An 18,256-nucleotide genomic window follows, 5' to 3' on the forward strand; every position below is an offset into this window, starting at 1 on the left:
AAGATAACTCGATTTCGAGTCGAGTTTAAAACAGTGGATCCCCGCCTTCGCGGGGATGACGCCGGGACGATGTGGGCGGCTTGCCATAAGAAAAAACCGTTCTGCCGCGCGGGCTGATACGTCATTCCCGCGCAGGCGGGAATCCATGTCTTGCAACAGAATTAACGATAAAATCCGGAACCAATGTTCACATACATTCTGCGCCGCCTGGCTCTCATCATTCCGACCTTGCTTGGCATCCTGACGCTCAATTTCTTCATTATCCAGGCCGCGCCCGGCGGGCCGGTGGAGCAGATGATCGCCCGGTTGCAGGGGCTGGACGTTGCCGCCGCCGCGCGTGTCAGCGGATCGGGGGGGGAAACGGCCGGGGCGAATGTCTCGGCCCAGGCGTCCTCCAAGTCCGCCTATCGCGGCGCCCAGGGCCTTGATCCGGACGTGGTGCTGCGCATCGAGCGCATGTACGGCTTCGACAAGCCAATGTGGGAGCGTTACGTCCAGATGCTGAAGAACTACGCCACGTTCGATCTGGGCGAGAGTTTTTTTCGCAGCAAGGGCGTGCTTGAACTCATCGGCGAAAAGATCCCCGTGTCCCTGTCGCTCGGGCTGTGGAGCACGCTCATCATCTACACCCTGTCCATCCCGCTCGGCATCATGAAGGCCGTGCGCCACGGTTCGCGCTTCGACATCTGGACCAGCACGTTCATGATCGTGGGCAACGCCATTCCGGTTTTTCTGTTCGCCATCCTGCTCGTGGTCCTGTTCGCAGGCGGCAGCTACCTGAACTGGTTCCCCCTGCGCGGCCTGACCTCTCCGGGCTGGGACGATTTTTCACTCCTGGACAAGATCCTGGACTATTTCTGGCATCTGGCCCTGCCCGTCACGGCCATGGTCATCGGCGGCTTCGCGACCCTGACCATGCTGACCAAGAACTCCTTCCTGGACGAGGTCGGCAAGCAGTACGTGACCACGGCCCGCGCCAAGGGCCAGACCGAAGGGCGCATCCTGTACCGTCACGTCTTCCGCAACGCCATGCTGCTCATCATCGCCGGCTTCCCCGCGGCCTTCATTTCCATGTTCTTCACGGGCTCGCTCCTGATCGAGGTCATCTTCTCCCTGGACGGCCTGGGCCTCCTGGGCTTCGAGGCGACCATCAACCGGGACTACCCGGTCATGTTCGGGTCCCTCTACATTTTCACCCTGATCGGCCTTTTCACCAAGCTGCTCTCTGATCTGACCTACATGCTGGTCGATCCGCGCATCGATTTCGGCGCACGGGAGGAGCGATGAACCCCATCACCCGTCGCAGGCTGCGCGCCTTTCGCGCCAACGGCCGTGCGTTCTGGTCCCTGTGGATCTTTCTGTTCCTGTTTCTCTCAAGCCTCGGGGCGGAATTCATAGCCAACGACAAGCCGCTCTTGGTCTACTATGACGGGGGCTTCTACGCCCCGGTCTTCAAGGCCTATCCCGAAACGGTTTTCGGCGGCGATTTCGAGACCCAGACCGTGTACCGCGATCCCTACGTGCAGGAACTGATACAGGCCAAGGGCTGGATGCTCTGGCCTCCGGTGCGTTACAGCTACCGGACCATCAACTACGACCTGCCCGTGCCCGCCCCGGCTCCGCCCTCGCGCGAGAACCTGCTCGGAACCGACGATCAGGGGCGTGACGTGCTGGCGCGCATCATCTACGCGGTGCGCCTGTCCGTGCTCTTCGGCCTGGCGCTGACCCTGGGCAGTTCCGTGGTTGGGGTCTGCGTGGGCGCCATGCAGGGCTATTACGGCGGGATCATCGATCTGGCCGGACAGCGCTTTCTGGAAATCTGGTCCGGCATGCCCGCGCTCTTCATCCTGATCATCCTGGCCTCCATGGTCGCGCCCGGGTTCTGGTGGCTTTTGGCCGTGACCATGCTTTTTTCATGGATGAGCCTGGTCGACGTGGTGCGGGCCGAGTTCCTGCGCGGCCGCAATCTCGAATACGTGCGCGCGGCCAAGGCCCTTGGGCTGCCGGACCGGGTCATCATGTTTCGCCACATTCTGCCCAACGCCATGATCGCGACCGTGACCTTCATGCCCTTCATCGTCAGCGGGTCCATCACCACGCTGACCTCGCTCGATTTTCTGGGTTTCGGCCTGCCGCCGGGTTCGCCGTCCCTGGGCGAACTGCTGGCCCAGGGCAAGAACAATCTTCAGGCCCCTTGGCTTGGTCTGTCGGCCTTCATGGTCCTGGGCACGATCCTGAGCCTTTTGGTTTTTATCGGAGAAGGAGTGCGCGATGCCTTTGATCCACGCCACGGAAGCTAGCCGGATGGCGTCCGCTCCGGGACCCGGCACACGGGGCGAAGCCCTCCTGGCCATCCGCGACCTGAGCGTGGATTTTTCCGTTGAAGGGCGGACCATCGCGGCCGTGCAGGGTGCCAGCCTGTCCGTGTATCCGGGAAAGACTTGCGCCCTGGTGGGCGAGAGCGGCTCCGGCAAGTCTGTCACCGCCCTGTCGATTCTGCGCCTGCTCCCGGCCCGGATCGCGCGCACGAGCGGTGAAATCCTGTTCGAAGGCCGCGACATGCTGCGCCTTGACGAAAAGTCCCTGCGCGAGGTGCGCGGCGGGCGCGTGGGCATGATCTTCCAGGAGCCCATGACCTCGCTCAATCCGCTGCACCCCATCGGCCGCCAGATCGCCGAAAACGTGATCCTGCACCAGCCCGGGGCCGATGCGCAAAAGCGCACTCTCGAACTGCTTGAACTGGTCGGCATCCCGGACGCGGCTTCGCGTCTTTCGAGTTTTCCTCACCAGTTATCCGGTGGACAGCGCCAGCGGGTCATGATCGCCATGGCCCTGGCCAACGACCCGGTCCTGCTGATCGCCGACGAACCGACCACCGCCCTGGACGTGACCATCCAGGCCCAGGTGCTGGAACTCCTGAAAGACCTGCAAAAACGCCTGAACATGGCCATCCTGCTCATCTCCCATGATCTGGGCGTGGTCCGTCACATGGCCGACGAGGTGCATGTCATGCGCGAGGGCAGGATCGTGGAGAGCGGGACGCGGGACGAAATCTTCCAGAATCCCGGCCATGCCTACACGAAAACCCTGTTGACCAGCACCCCGTCAGGCAGGCCGGGCCCCCTGGCCGCGGACGCGCCGACCCTGATCGAGGCCCGGGGAGTGCGGGTCTGGTTTCCGCAGGGCAAGACCCTGCTTGGCCGTCCCAAGAGCTACATCAAGGCCGTGACCGACGCGGACCTCTCCATTCGCCAGGGCGAATCCCTCGGCGTGGTCGGCGAGAGCGGATCGGGCAAGACCACCCTGGGCCTGGCCCTGCTGCGCCTGCAGTCCTGCCGGGGCGAGGTGGATTTCGACGGGCAGCGGATCTCGGACATGCGCGAAGGACGGATCCGTTCCCTGCGCCGCAATTTTCAGATCGTGTTCCAGGACCCCTATGGCAGCCTCAGCCCGCGCATGACCGTCGGTCAGATCGTGGCCGAAGGCCTGGATGCGCACCGTCTGGCCGTGGGAGAGGAACGCCGGGAGCGCATCGCACAGATACTTGAAGCCGTGGACCTTGACCCCGGTGCCATGCATCGCTATCCGCACGAGTTTTCCGGCGGCCAGCGTCAGCGCATCTCCATTGCCCGGGCGCTCATTCTGCGGCCCAAATTCGTGGTGCTGGACGAGCCGACCTCGGCCCTGGACCGCACGGTGCAGTTTCAGATCGTGGAGCTGCTGCGCAATCTGCAGGACCGCTTCGGCCTGACCTACATGTTCATCACCCATGACCTGGCCCTGGTCCGGGCCCTGTGTCACCGCATCGTCATCATGAAGGACGGGAGCATCGTGGAACAGGGGCAGACCGACACCATTTTCGCAAGTCCGGTCCAGGAATATACCCGCACCCTGCTGGCCGCCGCCCTGGAATAAGGCATGAAACACGCGCAAAAATTCCTCTCTCCGGCATTTCTTCCGGTCTATTTCTTCATCGCGACCATCCTGCTCGGCGGGGTGCTGCTGCATCTGCCCATTTCGCTGAACGGAACGCAGCTGGGCTGGGTCGACGCCATGTTCACCTCCGTGTCCGCCACCTGCGTGACCGGGCTCATCGTCGTGGATACGGGGACCATGTTCTCAAAGTTCGGCCTGACCGTCATTGCCTTGCTCATTCAGATCGGCGGCCTTGGAGTCATGACGTACACCAGCCTCGTTTTCTATCTGTGGCGACGGCGCGTTTCGCTGACCGACCGCATCGCCGTGGGCCAGTCCCTGCAGGGGGACCCGTCGTTCAATCTGGGGCGTTTTCTGGTACGCCTTTTCCTGGTTTGTTTTGGCATCGAGGCTGTCGGAGCCATCATTTTTTATTCCCTCGGCCTTGGCGAGGTGGATTGGTTCAGCTCCTTTTTTCATTCCGTGTCCGCCTTCTGCAACGCGGGGTTCAGCCTCTATCCGGACAGCCTGATGCGTTTCTCCGGGAACCTGCCCATAAATCTGCTCTTCATGCTCCTCATTTTTTTGGGCGGGATCGGCTTCCACGTTCTGGTCGAACTTCCCGGATTTCTGGGCTCCGCCTTCAAGGCCCGCCGGATGCGGGACACGCTGAGCTGGCAGAGTTCGCTGGTCATCCGTACCAGCCTGTGGCTGATCCTCATCGGGTGGGTGGTGTTTTTTCTCATCGAGCAGAGGCAGGACGGACTGTTCACGGCGCTGCTGCAGAGCCTTTTTCAGTCCGTCACGGCCCGCACGGCCGGGTTCAACACCATGGACATCGGGATCATGACCGACACGTCGCTCTTCATCATGATTCTGCTCATGGTCATCGGCGGTTCTCCGGGCTCATGCGCGGGAGGCATCAAGACCACGACCCTGCGCGTGCTCCTCGGCTTTGCCGTTTCCCAGATCAAGGGCCGCGACCAAGTGGTGGTGGATCGCTGCGGCATTGACGCCCCCACCGTGAACAAGGCCATGACCCTCGTGATTTTCGCCTTTGTCCTCATAATGTGCTCCGTCTTTGTGCTCACCGTGACCGAAGGGGCAAACCTGCCGCATCAGATTGTGCGAGGAAAATTCATGGAACTCTTTTTCGAGGCGGCTTCGGCATTCGGTACCGTTGGCCTGAGCACCGGGCTCACGCCGACTCTTTCGACCCCGGGTAAATTCGTCATCATGATGCTCATGTTCGTCGGCAGGCTCGGTCCCATCGTCTTCTTGACCATGCTTCAGGCATGGCAGACGAGGGAACGCTATCGCCGCGCGGAGAAGAGCATGCTCATAGGCTAGGAGGTTTTCATGGCTCGCAGGGAATTTGGCGTCGTTGGTCTGGGCAAGTTCGGCCTGAGTCTGGCAAAGTCCTTGATGGCGCATGGCCAGACGGTTGTCGGAGTCGATAGCGACCCGGAGAAGGTCAAGGCGGCTTCGGAGGTCCTGACCCAGGCCTACCAGGCCGAGGCGGTGGACAAGGTCGCCCTGGAACAGCTCGGCCTGGGCGAACTGCCGTCGGTCATCGTCAGCACGGGACACTCCATGGAGGCGAGTATCCTCATCACGCTGTTTCTGAAGGAGCTCGGCTGCAAGAGCGTGACGGTCAAGGCCATGAGTCGCGACCACGAGAAAGTGCTCATCAAGGTCGGAGCCGACGCGGTCATCTTCCCCGAGCGCTACGCCGCCGAACAGTTGGCGGCCAAGCTCGCCGTGCCGGGCCTCATCGACTATCTGCCCCTGGGCACCAATGTCATCCTCAAGGAGATCATTGTGGAGGATTGGGCCGGCAAGACGCTGCGCGAGCTTGACCTGACCAATACCATCGGCATCCAGGTGGTGGCCGTGAAGCGGCTTGAGGAGAAGCAGTTCGTGTTCGTGCCCAAGGCCGACGAGCCGTTGCAGAAGGGCGATGTACTGGCTGTCATCGGACACGGGGAAGAGCTTTTGGACCTGGATTCCTGATGGGAGGGCGCAGGTGATGGAAGAGGCGGACGCGATGGGCGCGATGGACAGAATGGACGAAATGGACGGGTGACATGGCGCGAGTACAGATTGAGTTGCCGCGGTCCTGGTTTTTCCGGACCCGGCTTTCCGTGCGGGTGACCGACGTGAATTATGGCGGACATCTGGGCAACGACCGGGTGCTGGGGCTGGCGCACGAGGCGCGGGTGCGGTGGCTGGCGTCCTGCGGCCTGTCCGAAAAGGACGTGGGCGGAGTGGGGCTCATCATGGCCGATGCGGCCCTGGTTTTCCGGGGCGAGGCATTTCTGGGCGATGAATTGGATGTGGCTGTCGGCGCCATCGAGGTGCGGCGTTCGAGCTTTGATCTTGTCTATCTTTTGGCCCGTCCCGCCGATGCGGTCGAGATCGCCCTGGTCAAGACCGGCATGGTCTGTTTCGATTACTCCTTACGCAAGGTCTCCCGTCTGCCCCAGGGATTGCTCCGATGCCTGGGGAGTGACGCCTGATGCAGTGCAGGATCGCCCACAAGCTCTTTCTGACCGACATCCCGGAGCCCATCAAGAACCAGGTCATGGCCGAGCTGACCCTGGAAAATCCCAAGTGGCTCGAAAACCTGAAGATGGGGCGCACCAACTACAAGGTCTCCCGGCATCTGAAGTTCTATTCCACACGCACGAACGGAGGGCTCATCCTGCCGCGCGGCTATGGCGGCCGGTTGGCGAGGATCTGCGCGGAGCATGGCGAGGCCGTGGAGTACAAGGACGAACGGCGCAGCCTGCCGGAGGTGGACTTCACCTTTGGCGGAGAACTGCGCCCCTATCAGGACGCCGCCTGCCAGGCCATGCTCAGGCGTCGTTTCGGGACTCTGTGCGCGCCCACGGGAGCGGGCAAGACCGTGTGCGGCCTGGCGCTCATCGCCAAGCGCCGCCAGCCCGCGCTGATCGTCGTGCACACCCGGGACCTGGCCATGCAGTGGGTGGAGCGCATCGAGCAGTTTCTGGACATCCCGGCCCGCAAGGTGGGCATGATCGGTAGCGGCAGGAGCACCGTTGGCGAGGCCGTGACCGTCGCCACCGTGCAATCCGTGTACAGCCGGGCCAAGGATCTCAAAAAACGCGTCGGCCACATCATCGTCGACGAATGCCACCGCGCCCCCAGCCGCACCTTCACTACGGCGGTGACCGCCTTCGACTGCGCCTATTCTCTTGGCCTCTCGGCCACTCCCTACCGGCGCGACGGCCTGACGCAGCTCATCTTCTGGCATCTGGGCGAAATGCACGCCCGCATCGACAGCGATGACCTGATGGACAGCGGGGCCATAATGCGGCCGGAAATCTGCATCCGGCCCACGGCCTTCGTGTGCGAGCGCGACCCCACCGAGGAGTACGGCCTCATCATCGCCGACCTGACCGAGGACGTCGCGCGCAACTGCCAGATCGTGGATGAGGTGGCCGCCGAGATCGCGTCCGGGCGCGGAGTCAGCCTGGTACTGTCCGACCGCAAGTGGCATTGCCGGGTGCTGCAGGAGCTTCTTCAGGAGCGTCACGGAATCAGCGCGCCGGTCCTGACCGGCGACACGCCCCTGCCGGAACGCAAGCGGTTGGTGGAGCAGATCCAGTCGAACCGGATCAGCGCGGTCTTTGCCACGGGCCAGCTCATCGGCGAAGGCTTCGACGCCAGCAACCTGACCTCCCTGTTTCTGGCGACGCCCATCAAGTTCAGCGGCCGCCTGATCCAGTATCTGGGCCGGGTGCTGCGTCCGGCAAGCGGAAAAGCTCAACCAAAGGTTTATGATTTTGTGGACGAGAAGGTCGGCGTGCTCAATGCGGCCGCCCGGGCGCGGGCGGAGGTTTATGCCGGTATTGGAAGCTAGGCAGTCGGGAATTACCCCTTGAAGAAGCGATCCGCCAGGGTCGTCATGTAGAAGATCTCGAATTCGATCATGTCCGTGTCTTCCCGGCGCAGCCATTCCGCCAGCCAGGCCGTGCGCAGGGCCAGGGTCCAGGTTGGCAGGTGCGGTTCCAGCGTGCCGTCCAGCAGGCCGCAGGAGCGCAGGGTGTCCAGAAAGGCGGTGATGAAGGGGCCGTCCAGCGCGTTTTCGTCTTCACTGCCGACGCAGCCAAGGATCAGGGCCATGTCGTGCAGGACGCATTTGGGTCCGCAGAATTCCCAGTCGATGGCCGCCAGGATGCGGTCCTTTCCCCAGATCATGTTCAAAGGGTGCGGGTCGCCGTGGCAGAAGGCCACGGGCAGGCTTGGGCACGCTTCAAGTCTCCTCTCGACGAGAGCGAAGACGGGGCGGAGTTGTGCGTGCGCTTTTGGATGCAATCTTCTGGCGTCGTCAACGATCCTCAAGACATAAGCGCGCAGGTCGAAGGGCTCTTCGTCAGCGGCCAGATCCCGGCTTGCCTGACGCAGGTCGCGCAGAAAGTCGGCCATGGCCCTGCCGCGCCATGCGTCCCGCCAGTAACTGTCCCTGTCCGGTTCAATCCCGTTCAGAAAAGGCGTCAATTGCCAATGGCGAGCGCCTGCATGCTGCACAGTGTCCCCGTCAAGCCCTGCCAGAGGCGCGCTGGCGGGCAATCCCCTGGCCGCCAGATGGGTGATGCGTCCGGCGACCACCCTTTTGCGCGGCAGTGTTCGGGAGTCCAGTTCTTCAAGGAAATGAAGCGAGTCTCCGGCGTCCACCACGACACGGTACAGGCAGCGCTCAGGGCTGCCCTGGATGCGGATTTGGGGATGAATGCCGGTGAAAGGCAGTCCCCAGCGGCTCAGGATGTCGCGCAGTAGTTCGTGGGATGGATGCATGGCGGGTGTGCGAGGAAGCGGCGCTTCACCACTTGCGGTTCACGTAGCGGATGACGAAGAAGGCCAGGACGGCGATGACCACGGCCATGGCCGCCAGCAGTCCGAAGATGTCCGTATTCTTGCCTACGAAGCGCAGCGCGCCCATGGTCAGCACGCCGACCACGCCGCCGATCCAGAGCAGGATGGATTGTTTTTTCATTTCGCCCTCCGGGATTCAAGAAAGGGCGGGACACCCGGGTGTTCCGCCCCTTCGATATCCAAGGTTGCCTAGTGTTCGGCCGGCTGATTGGTCAGGCCGAGGTGGTCCAGCAGGTGGAAGATCATGGACAAGGCCATGCCCACCACCGTGCCCAGGGCCATGCCCTTGAGCTGCACCGTGCCGATGTGCAGGGCCGTGCCGCTCAGGCCCACGATGAGCACCACGGCGGTCAGGATCAGGTTGGCGGGTTTGGAGTAGTCGACCTTGGCTTCGACCAGCATGCGGATGCCCGAGGCGGCGATGACGCCAAACAGCAGGATGCAGATGCCGCCCATGACCGGAGTGGGGATGGACTGGATGAAGGCCGAGAGCTTGCCGATAAAGGCCAGACAGATGGAGATGACCGCCGCTCCGCCGATGACCCACACGGAGTAGACGCGGGTGATGGCCATGACGCCGATGTTCTCGCCGTATGTGGTCACGGGCACGGAGCCCATGAAGCCCGACAGGGTGGTGGCGATGCCGTCGCCGAGCAGCGAGCGGTGCAGGCCGGGATCCTTGACCAGATCGCGGCCGATGATGTTGCCGGTGACGACCAGATGGCCGATGTGCTCGGAGATGACCACCAGCGAGGCCGGGATGATGATCAGGATCATGTTGATGTCGAACTTGGGCAGGTACACGGTCGGGAAGGAGATGACCGGGGCCGTGGCGATGGTCGCGAAATCGACCATGCCCATGCTGATGGCCACCGCATAGCCCACGATGATGCCGACCAGGACCGGGATGACCGCCATGAAACCGCGAAACACGATGGACCCGAAGGCGACGACCAGCAGGGTGACCATGGAGACGATGATGGCGTCCATGTTATAGGCCCCGGAATCGTCGGGCATGATGCCGGCCATGCCCGTGGCCACACCGGCCAGTTCCAGACCGATGAGGGCGACGATGGGGCCCATGGTGGCCGGGGGAAGCACGATCTTGATCCAGTCGGATCCGAAGCGGCCGATGATCAGCGCCACGGTGCAGAAGATCAGGCCCGAGGCGATGAAGCCGCCCAGCGCGTAGGAGTAATTACCTCCCCACAGGGCCTGGTCGGCGCCGAGAACGACAAAGACCGGAGACAGAAACGCGAAGCTCGAACCCAGAAACGCGGGTGCCTTGCCCTTGCAGATGAACAGGTAAATGAGCGTTCCGATGCCGTTCATGAGGAGCACGATGGCCGGATCGATCTTGAACAGGGTCGGAACCAGCACCGACGCGCCGAACATGGCGAAAAGATGCTGAAGACTTAACGGAAAGCCTTGAAGTAATGGAACTTTTTCGTCAACCTGGATAATTCTTCTGCTCATGCGTTTCTCCCTTCGAAAATGATGTGTAGCAAGGCCAAATGGGCCCGTCCCGCGCACATGCCGGATGGGGTCCGCCGTGCAAACCCCAAAACTGCAATGTCCTACAAGCAGGGGGCGGCGTGGTCAAGAAAGGTTGTTGGACGGGGTGGGTCAGGAACCCTGGGAGGAGAGGATTTTTTCGATCACGGCCTGTGCGTGGCCATGCGGATTGCGCAGGTCGGCGATGCGGCCGATGACCCCGTGAACGGGCAGCCCGGAGAAGCTTTCGATGGCCGAGCTGTTTTCGGCCCGGTCAAGCTCCGGAACGGCGTCCGTTGGATCGGTCAGGACCACGCCCAGGCAAGCGGCCTTGCGGGCCTTCATGGCTTCCAGGGTCAGCAGGGTGTGATTGATGGTTCCCAGACCGGCGCGGCCGACCACGAGCAGGGAGGCTCCTGCCTGCATGGCCAGATCGAGCATGGTTTTTTGTGCCGTTATCGGCACCATGAGGCCGCCCGCGCCTTCCACAACCGTGATCTCGTGGCGGGTGGCGTGAGCGGCAATGAAACGGCACAGGGCGACGAAATCCACGGGATCACCCGCTAAAAGGGGGGCCTTGGGCAAGGGGCGGCAGGAATGGATGCAGTCCGAGGGCGTCCTGCCCCCCGGCAGACCGCCGGGCAGCAGGTCGTGCACGAAGGAAGCGTCGGAGTCCTGTCCGGGATCGGTACAACCCGTCTGCACGGGCTTCAGGTACACGGCGTCGCGGGCGGCCAGGGCGCGCATGACGAGCAGGCTGACCACGGTCTTGCCCACATCCGTGTCCGTGCCGGTGATGAAGATGATCCTGCCGGAGCTCATGCCTCGTCCTCCTTGTGCAGCGCGCTTGAGAGAGCGTCGCGCAGCCGCGATATGTCGTCCGCGCGGTGCTCGGCGGTCAGACAGACCCGCAGCATGGCCTGTCCCAGGGGCACGGTGGGGTAGCGGGCCGCGAAGACCAGAATTCCCGCTTCACGCAGGGCCGTGGCCAGGCGCCGGCAGCGGTTCTCGTCGCCGATTTCCAGCGCCAGGATGTGCGCAGCTCCGCGAACCTGCAGGCCCGCTTGCGGCAGCTCCTTGCGGGCCAGATTCCCGAGCAGGCGCAGGTGCTCGCGCTGGGCCTCCGACTGGCCGACCCGGTCGAGCATGGCCAGGACCATCTCCCCGTGCCAGGGCGGCAGGGAAGTGGTGTAGATGAAGCCCTGCCCGAAATGGATCAGATGCTCGCGCACGGCCCGGGGGCAGAGGATGAACGCCCCGAACATTCCAAAGGCCTTGCCCAGCGTGCCCACGGCCACATCGGCCACTGCGCGGCCCAGCCCCCGCCCGCCGGGGCCCAGCACGCCGAAGGCATGCGCTTCGTCCACGATGCACAGAAAACCGTTTTCACTCTTGAGCTCTTGAAGTGCCGCAAAGTCCGGGCTGTCACCGTCCATGCTGAACAGCGATTCGGTCAGCACGGCCTGGGCCGGGTGCGCCATGAGCAATTTGCGCAGATGGCTCATGCGGTTGTGGCGGAAGGTGTGGAACTGCGCCCGGCTGTGCCGCACCCCAGCCACGGTGCTGGTATGGGCGCGCTTGTCGAGCAGGAGCGTGTCCCTTTCGGAAAAGAGCGTGGAGATGAGCGTGAGGTTGGCCAGGAATCCACTGCCGAGGATCAGGCAGGATTCATATCCGAAATAGTCGGCCAGGGCCTGCTCGGCGTCCAGGGTGGAACGGGTCGTACCCGTGACCAGGCGCGAGGCGCCGCTGCCGCTGCCAGAGCGTCGGCACAGCTGCGCCAGAGTTTCGGCCAGCTCCGGGTCCTGGGCCAGTCCAAGAAAATCGTTGGAGGAGAAATTGAGATACGCGCGGTCGCCCATGACCACGCTGGCGCCCTCTCGTCCGGTCACGGGCAGAAGCTCGCGGCCGAGACCGGCCTGGCGGCGGGCTTCGGTCTCGTTTTTCAGGCGCTCTAGGAAATTGTGCTCAGGCATGCGAAACGACTTTGAAAAAAGGTGTCCGGGGAGTCGGAGGCGGCATTCATCCCGATGAGAATCCGGCAGGCCGGACCGTCATCCACTGTCACTGCGTAGCTCGCGCCGGCCTTGGTCCTGGCGGTGATGTCGGCCCGGATGGTCAGGGGCTTTGCGCCAAGGCCCGGAGCATAGAGGAGGTCGGCCACGGACACAAGATAGGCCTGGATCCTGAAATCGTGCAGGTACCGCAGATGCATGCCGCAGGTCTGGGCCATGGCCTCAAGGGCCAGGTACGGCGGCAGGGAGTTGGTGCGGGTCACGATTTGCCGTGCATCGCAGGACAGGATGGACTCCAGGGCCCTTGAGGGGTCGAAAGCACAAAAGTCTAGATCCACGGCCGCACCCCCAGGCAGGCGTTTTGCCCTCCGAAGCCGAAGCTTTGCAACAGAAGGCCCCGGGGGTTGCGCTGCAAGGGTTCGCGCAGCAGGGGCAGGTCGTCCCGGCAAGGGTTTTCAAGCCCGGCGATGGCCGGAAAGTGTCCCTGGGCGGCGCAAACAAGGCCGAGCGCAAGCTCAGCGCAGCCGCAGGCCGCCGCCAGATGGCCGATCCTGGACTTGAAGGCCGTGATGCCCATGGCCCGGGGCGCTGTCCGGGCCAGAATCTCCCCCTCCACCGAGTCATTCAGGACCGTGCCCGTGCCATGCGCAAGGACAAAGAGGTCATCGGCGCCAAGCGTTTCCAGGCAGCGCAGCACGGCGGTGCCGGCCGCTTGCCCGGCGGGGTCGGGGCCGGTCAGGCTCCCTCCGTCCAGGGAAGAGGAGGCGCTGACGATCTCGGCCAGAATCCGGGCTCCGCGAGCCTCGGCATGTTCCAGACACTCCAGCGCGAAGACCGCGCCGCCTTCGCCGATGGCAAAACCGCAGCGGTCCCGGTCGAAGGGCCTGCAGGCCAGTTCCGGGCGATCGAAGCCCGTGGCCAGGACTCCGGCCTGTTTGTAGGCGCGAACTCCCTCCACGGAGAGGCGGGAGTCTCCACCGCCGGCCAGGGCCACGTCCGCAAGTCCCGTCGCCACGGCGCGAAAGGCCTGCCCCAGCGCCTGGGTCGAAGCCGCGCAGGCGGTCAGGATGGTCAGGTTTTCTCCGTGCATGCCCAGCATTTCGGCCATGACCGAGGACACGGTATTGGGCAGATAATCCAGAAGCCACAAGGCCTTGTCGTCCCGTGGGCGGGCCTGCAGATTTGGGCCGAGGCCCAGAAAAAGTCCGGCCTGACCCAGTTCGTTGGGGCCGAGCCCGGCGTCGTCCACGGCCCTGACGGCGGCGGCCAGGCAGAGCTGCTGGCCCCGGGTCAGATAGCGGGCGTTCTTGCAGCGGCTGACATGGGCCTTGAGATCAAAATCGGGGACCGGGCAGACCGCGACCTCCGGATCTGCCACGGAGCGAAGAAAAGGGCCGTGCGGCCGTTGCAGGGCGGAGAAGACCTCTGCCCTGTTCGAGCCGAGCGGCAGCACGAAGCCGCTGCCGGTGATCACCACCCGGCGCGCGCCGTTCATCTCAGTTTCCTGCCGTGGCGGCCGGGAAGGCCTGGGCATAGGCCACCAGATCGCGCACCTGCAGCACCGGTCCGGCGGCCAGGTCGTCCAGGATTTCCTGTAGGCGGGTTTCGGGCAGATAGGGGTATGCCGACTCGAGGGCCGACAGGGCACCTAAGTTGTCGCGCTTGGCCCGGTTCAGGATGATGCGCACGTTCTTGAGAAAAAGCAGGTCGTCGTCCACGGCGATGCCCAGCCTGTGCTGCATGGCCACTCCGATCTCAAGCAGGTCGATGGATTCGGCCTTGAGAGTGCGGATGACATAGGTCTCGGGGGTGATCTCCGCCGGGTCCAGGTCCAGGATTTCGGCCAGAATGGAACAGATGGTCGGGAAGTGATTCATGCGTATTTTTGCGCCGTCAGTCCGGCGTCCATGGTAATGGTTGTGCAGGTCAGGGCCAGGGCCTGATCGGAGAGCAGGAACAGCAGCGTGCCCGCCGCCTGGTCCACGGTCACGATTTTTCGTGACAGGTCTTGCCGCCTGTTTTCCCTGTCCAGGAAACGCTCCCCGCGCCCCGCATCGACAAGGCCAAGACGAAGGCTCAGGCTCGTAATGCCGCGCGGGCCCAGTTCCAGGGCCAGGCTTTGGTACAGTCCCTCGGCCGATCTCTTGGCCGCGCAGTAAAATCCCTGACCGGGAGCGGGCATGGCGGCGGCGGTGGAAGAAAGATGCACGAGGCGACCGAAACGGCGCGCCAGCATGGACCGGGTAACCGCCTTGAGCAGGAGCAGTCGGTTGGCGATGTTGGCCTGGAAATAGGCGTCCATGTCGGTTTCGCCTGACGCCGCCAGGAGCACTTCGTGGTCGGCATGGGCAAGATCGACCAGATAATCCACCCCGGTTTGAAGCAGGGGGGCAAGGGTGGCCTGGCTGGCCTTGTCGCCGAGGTCCAGCCACGGACTCTTGCCCGTCAGTTCCGGAAATTTGCGGTATATGGCGGCTTTTCCGTCTTCCGAGGCATGCGTCGGGATGACGGCCAGGCCTTCCTCCAGCAGCAGGCCGGTCAGGGCCAGGCCGATGGAGCAGCCGCCTCCGAGGACAAGGACTGTCTTGCCGTGAAAGTCGAGCTTCATGCGGTGATCCTGCCTTGGGCGAAAATCGTGTCCTCGCGGCTCAGGGTGCACAGATACGTTCCCCCTTCGTCCTCTATGCCCAACGCGTACTCCCCGGGGGAGGCGAAGCGGGAAAAGGAGAAACGGCGGATGTGAAGCGGTCCCTTGTGCCCAAGAAAGCTTGAAATGGCCTGCAGGCAAAGGCCCGTGACGAGCGAACCGGGCACCACGGGATTGCCGGGAAAATGTCCGTTGAAACAGCTGTCGGCCGGATCAAAGGAAACCGACATCTGCAGCGGATCGCGCGAGACGAGACTCAAATCCATGCGCCCTGCTCCAGCATTTTGAGATCCGCGTCCAGATCGCGCCCCTTTGTGGTCAGGTAGTTGCCGATCATCATGCCGTTGGCTCCGGCCAGGGGCAGCCAGGACTGATAGTCGCCCAAGACCCGCTCCCGGCCACCGGCGATGGTGATGCTTGCTTTTGGGAGCATGAAGCGAAACAGGGCCACGGATTTGAGGGCGTCGTGCACGGACAGGAGCGGACTGTCCTGAAGGGGTGTGCCCGCGATGGGCGACAGGAAATTGAGCGGCACCGTATCCACGTCCAGTTCGGCCAGGGTGGCGGCCAGTTCGACGCGCTGCGCCCATGACTCGCCAAGGCCGAGGATGCCGCCCGAGCAGATGCGCAGTCCGTGCTCTTTGGCCAGGCGGATGGTGGCGATGTCCTCGTCGTAGGAGTGGGTCGTGCAGATGGACGGGAAGTGGGAGCGGGCCGTTTCCAGATTGTGATGGTAGCGGGTCAGTCCGGCCCTCGTCAGACGGCGCGCGTAGTCCGGGTTCAGGAGCCCGAGGGAGGCGCTGAGCTGAAGCGAGGTCCGGGATTTGAGAGCGTCGATGCAGGCGGCGATGCGGTCGATTTCGTCGATGGAGAGCATCAGCCCGCTGGTCACCAGCGAATAGCAGGCGGCTCCGGCCTGGTGCATGGCCAGCCCGCGGTCGATGAGCTCCTCCAGCGGGAGCAGCGCATGGGTCGGGCTGTCCGTATCGTAATGTCCGCTTTGAGCGCAGAATCTGCAATCCTGGGAACAGGTCCCGGATTTGGCGTTGGTGATGGAGCAGGTGAAAGGGCGATGCCCCATGGCCCGGGTGATGGCGTTCGCCGCGAACAGAAGTTCGGTGGTGTGCCCGCTTTCAAGATCGGCCAGCAGATTCCCCTGCTCTTCGCTCAAGGGTTTGCCGTCGAGGATCTGGCTGGAAAGACGTGTAATCAGTGGATGCAGCATGGTTTTCCTGTGAAAGGGGCATTAGTCGCGGGGTCTGGGCGTTGTCAAATTCCAGTGTGTTTTTTCAGCGTCAATCCGAAGAGCCTTTTGACCTCGCAACCCGATTAGGCTACCGATCACCCGTTATGAATGCAAAGAAAAATTCCGATCCCACGCCCATGGACCATGCCTCCGTGCAGTGGTTGGCTACCTCCCTGGACAGCCAGCATCCGGCCGATACCGCCGATGAGCTGGAAAACCTGTCTCTGGCGGAACAGCTTGAATACATTCAGGAAATGGACGTGGAGGACGCTTCGGAGTCCATCACCGAAATGGAGCGTCATGATCGCAATGCGCTCATGACCCAGCTTTCGCCGGATTTTGCCGCCGCCATTCTGGAAGCCATGTCGCCGGACGACGCGGCCGACATTCTCGAAGATCTCGACGTCTCCATCCGCGCCCGCATCTTCAAGAAACTGGAGCGCGAGGACGCCGAGGAAATCTCGGACCTGCTGCAGTTCGACCCGGATTCGGCCGGCGGCGTCATGAACACCGAAATCCTGGCCCTGGACCACTCCATGAATGCGCAGCAGGCCATCAACCTGATACGCGACCGGGTCGAGGAAACCGAAATTCCCTACTATGCCTACATAGTCGACGAGTTCCGGCATCTCAGGGGCGTCCTGTCCCTGCGGGATCTTCTTTTGAGTCCCGGCCGGACGCTGCTTAAAGAGCTGCTGCACGAGCAGAACCTTATTTACGTATCCTTCGACGTGGACAAGGAAGAGGTCGCACGTCTCATCAGCCGCTACAATTTTCTGGCCCTTCCGGTCGTGGACCACGAGCAGCGCCTTCTGGGCATGGTCACCGTCGATGACGTCATCGACATCATCCAGGAGGAGGCCAGCGAGGACATGCAGTCCATGGTCGGCGCGGGTCGGGACGAAACCGTGGTTTCGCCGTGGACCTACTCCCTGCGCATGCGCCTGCCCTGGCTCATTCTCAATGTGCTCAATTCCGCCGTGTCCGCCTATGTGGTGCATCTATTCGAAGGGACCATCGCGCAGATGGCCATTCTGGCCGCGCTCATGCCCATCGTCGCCAACCAGGCCGGAAATACGGGGCAGCAGGCCCTGGCGGTCATGATCCGGCAGTTGGCCATGGAGCGGTTCAACCGCAAGAAGAGCTGGGTGGCGGTGTTGCGTGAAGCCAAGATCGGAACGGCCAACGGGCTCATTGTCGGCGCGCTGGTTTTTTTCGGCCTCTTCATCTGGACGCACAACCTCGGCCTGGCCGTGGTCATGGCCGTGGCCCTGGGGCTCGACATGCTCCTCGGCGCCGTGGCCGGAGCGTCCATACCCCTCATACTCAAGGAACTTGGACGCGATCCGGCCCAGGCTTCAAGCATCTTCCTGACGACCTTGACGGACAGCATCGGCTTTTTCACCTTTCTGGGGCTGGCCGCCGTTTTTCTTTTCTAGAAGGGAGCGGGGCTATCAGACTTTTGAAAAGATCAAATTTGCAGGCCGCTTGAAAATTGGCGAGATGCAAGGAAGCGAAAAAGCCAGGATGCGCAGTGCATTATGCATACATAAGCGGTCTGGCTTTTTTCGCTGACACGGCAGCTCTGCGTTTTGGGGCGGCCTGCTAGTCTTCCGGCTCCACGGCATCCATCAGATCGATGGTCAGCCGCAGGAAGTCGGCTTCGGTGATGATTCCGCAGAGCTTGTCGTCGCAAACCACGGGCAGGCATCCGTACTTCTCTTCCAGCAACAATCTGGCGGCTTCCTTCAAGGAAAGTTCCGCGGTGACGGTGACCACGTCGGTCTGCATGATTTCGCGGATGGGAATTCCGGACTCGATTTCATCCTGGGTCTGACGATCAATGCCGGCCAGTTCGGAGATGGTCGCGGCCAGAATGTCGCGATGCGTAAGCAGGCCCGTGAACTTGCCCTGGCTGTCGACGATGGGGATGTGGCGGATGCGGGCCAGATCCATCAGATCCTTGGCCGCGCTCAGACTTTCGTTGTGATTGAGGGTGAAAACATCCTTGGTCATGATATTTTTTACCTGGAACATGGC

Annotated in this window: 20 protein-coding genes; 8 read left to right on the plus strand and 12 right to left on the minus strand. The window is 62.8% G+C overall.

The genetic code is table 11. From position 1 onward, the window contains the following. Positions 1 to 183 precede the first annotated feature (183 nt). From H4684_RS14565 to H4684_RS14595, 7 genes are all read left to right on the plus strand, one after another. Entirely contained in the window at positions 184 to 1,287 is a 1,104-nt protein-coding gene (locus tag H4684_RS14565) for a microcin C ABC transporter permease YejB (RefSeq protein ID WP_192624305.1), read from the plus strand. After that, on the plus strand, positions 1,284 to 2,300 hold the full coding sequence (locus H4684_RS14570; protein WP_192624306.1) for an ABC transporter permease: 1,017 nt from the start codon (positions 1,284 to 1,286) through the stop codon (positions 2,298 to 2,300). The genes H4684_RS14565 and H4684_RS14570 overlap by 4 nt, the downstream gene beginning before the upstream one ends. Then, complete coding sequence (locus tag H4684_RS14575) at positions 2,272 to 3,915, plus strand: ABC transporter ATP-binding protein (protein WP_192624307.1); 1,644 nt, start codon at positions 2,272 to 2,274, stop codon at positions 3,913 to 3,915. The genes H4684_RS14570 and H4684_RS14575 overlap by 29 nt, the downstream gene beginning before the upstream one ends. 3 nt (positions 3,916 to 3,918) lie before the next feature. Next, the gene (locus H4684_RS14580) at positions 3,919 to 5,265 is read left to right on the plus strand and encodes a TrkH family potassium uptake protein (RefSeq protein WP_192624308.1); all 1,347 of its coding nucleotides are present in this window, start codon (positions 3,919 to 3,921) and stop codon (positions 5,263 to 5,265) included. 9 nt (positions 5,266 to 5,274) lie between these two features. Further along, entirely contained in the window at positions 5,275 to 5,928 is a 654-nt protein-coding gene (locus H4684_RS14585) for a potassium channel family protein (RefSeq protein WP_192624309.1), read from the plus strand. Between the two features lie 74 nt (positions 5,929 to 6,002). Beyond that, positions 6,003 to 6,434 (plus strand): thioesterase family protein, encoded by a 432-nt coding sequence (locus H4684_RS14590; protein WP_192624310.1) that lies wholly within the window; start codon positions 6,003 to 6,005, stop codon positions 6,432 to 6,434. Further along, positions 6,434 to 7,801, plus strand: coding sequence for a DEAD/DEAH box helicase (locus H4684_RS14595; protein WP_192624311.1), 1,368 nt, complete (start codon positions 6,434 to 6,436; stop codon positions 7,799 to 7,801). Before H4684_RS14590 ends, H4684_RS14595 begins: the two co-directional genes overlap by 1 nt. Positions 7,802 to 7,812: 11 nt before the next feature. Here the strand turns inward: H4684_RS14595 and H4684_RS14600 are convergent, their stop codons facing one another. From H4684_RS14600 to bioB, 11 genes are all read right to left on the minus strand, one after another. Then, positions 7,813 to 8,736: a phosphotransferase enzyme family protein gene (locus H4684_RS14600; RefSeq protein WP_192624312.1), complete on the minus strand. Its 924-nt coding sequence runs from the start codon at positions 8,734 to 8,736 to the stop codon at positions 7,813 to 7,815. A 25-nt stretch (positions 8,737 to 8,761) separates the two neighbouring features. Further along, positions 8,762 to 8,935 (minus strand): hypothetical protein, encoded by a 174-nt coding sequence (locus tag H4684_RS14605; RefSeq protein ID WP_192624313.1) that lies wholly within the window; start codon positions 8,933 to 8,935, stop codon positions 8,762 to 8,764. Positions 8,936 to 9,003: 68 nt separating this feature from the next. After that, a complete protein-coding gene (gene uraA / locus H4684_RS14610; protein ID WP_192624314.1) occupies positions 9,004 to 10,290 on the minus strand; it encodes a uracil permease in 1,287 nt (428 codons plus the stop codon). A 150-nt stretch (positions 10,291 to 10,440) separates the two neighbouring features. Beyond that, positions 10,441 to 11,130, minus strand: a complete 690-nt coding sequence (bioD, locus tag H4684_RS14615; protein ID WP_192624315.1) for a dethiobiotin synthase — start codon at positions 11,128 to 11,130, stop codon at positions 10,441 to 10,443. After that, complete coding sequence (locus H4684_RS14620) at positions 11,127 to 12,284, minus strand: aminotransferase class I/II-fold pyridoxal phosphate-dependent enzyme (protein ID WP_192624316.1); 1,158 nt, start codon at positions 12,282 to 12,284, stop codon at positions 11,127 to 11,129. Before H4684_RS14620 ends, bioD begins: the two co-directional genes overlap by 4 nt. Then, complete coding sequence (locus tag H4684_RS14625) at positions 12,263 to 12,661, minus strand: hypothetical protein (RefSeq protein ID WP_192624317.1); 399 nt, start codon at positions 12,659 to 12,661, stop codon at positions 12,263 to 12,265. Before H4684_RS14625 ends, H4684_RS14620 begins: the two co-directional genes overlap by 22 nt. Beyond that, on the minus strand, positions 12,652 to 13,818 hold the full coding sequence (locus tag H4684_RS14630; protein ID WP_192624318.1) for a beta-ketoacyl-[acyl-carrier-protein] synthase family protein: 1,167 nt from the start codon (positions 13,816 to 13,818) through the stop codon (positions 12,652 to 12,654). The genes H4684_RS14625 and H4684_RS14630 overlap by 10 nt, the downstream gene beginning before the upstream one ends. A 1-nt stretch (position 13,819) precedes the next feature. After that, positions 13,820 to 14,200 carry an acyl carrier protein gene (locus H4684_RS14635; RefSeq protein WP_192624319.1) on the minus strand — a complete coding sequence of 127 codons (381 nt, stop codon included), beginning with the start codon at positions 14,198 to 14,200 and terminating at the stop codon, positions 13,820 to 13,822. Next, on the minus strand, positions 14,197 to 14,931 hold the full coding sequence (locus tag H4684_RS14640) for an SDR family NAD(P)-dependent oxidoreductase (protein ID WP_192624320.1): 735 nt from the start codon (positions 14,929 to 14,931) through the stop codon (positions 14,197 to 14,199). The genes H4684_RS14635 and H4684_RS14640 overlap by 4 nt, the downstream gene beginning before the upstream one ends. Further along, positions 14,928 to 15,236 (minus strand): hotdog family protein, encoded by a 309-nt coding sequence (locus H4684_RS14645; protein WP_192624321.1) that lies wholly within the window; start codon positions 15,234 to 15,236, stop codon positions 14,928 to 14,930. Before H4684_RS14645 ends, H4684_RS14640 begins: the two co-directional genes overlap by 4 nt. Next, positions 15,227 to 16,195 carry a biotin synthase BioB gene (bioB, locus tag H4684_RS14650; RefSeq protein ID WP_192624322.1) on the minus strand — a complete coding sequence of 323 codons (969 nt, stop codon included), beginning with the start codon at positions 16,193 to 16,195 and terminating at the stop codon, positions 15,227 to 15,229. The genes H4684_RS14645 and bioB overlap by 10 nt, the downstream gene beginning before the upstream one ends. Positions 16,196 to 16,320: 125 nt before the next feature. Here bioB and mgtE point away from each other — a divergent pair, with 125 nt between their 5' ends. Next, positions 16,321 to 17,655, plus strand: coding sequence for a magnesium transporter (mgtE, locus tag H4684_RS14655; RefSeq protein WP_192624323.1), 1,335 nt, complete (start codon positions 16,321 to 16,323; stop codon positions 17,653 to 17,655). 166 nt (positions 17,656 to 17,821) lie between these two features. Here mgtE and H4684_RS14660 read toward each other — a convergent pair whose 3' ends face one another. After that, positions 17,822 to 18,253 (minus strand): CBS domain-containing protein, encoded by a 432-nt coding sequence (locus H4684_RS14660; RefSeq protein ID WP_192624324.1) that lies wholly within the window; start codon positions 18,251 to 18,253, stop codon positions 17,822 to 17,824. Between the last annotated feature and the right edge of the window lie 3 nt (positions 18,254 to 18,256).

Origin of the sequence: Desulfomicrobium macestii (assembly GCF_014873765.1) — a bacterium.
Taxonomy (GTDB): Bacteria; Desulfobacterota; Desulfovibrionia; order Desulfovibrionales; family Desulfomicrobiaceae; genus Desulfomicrobium; species Desulfomicrobium macestii.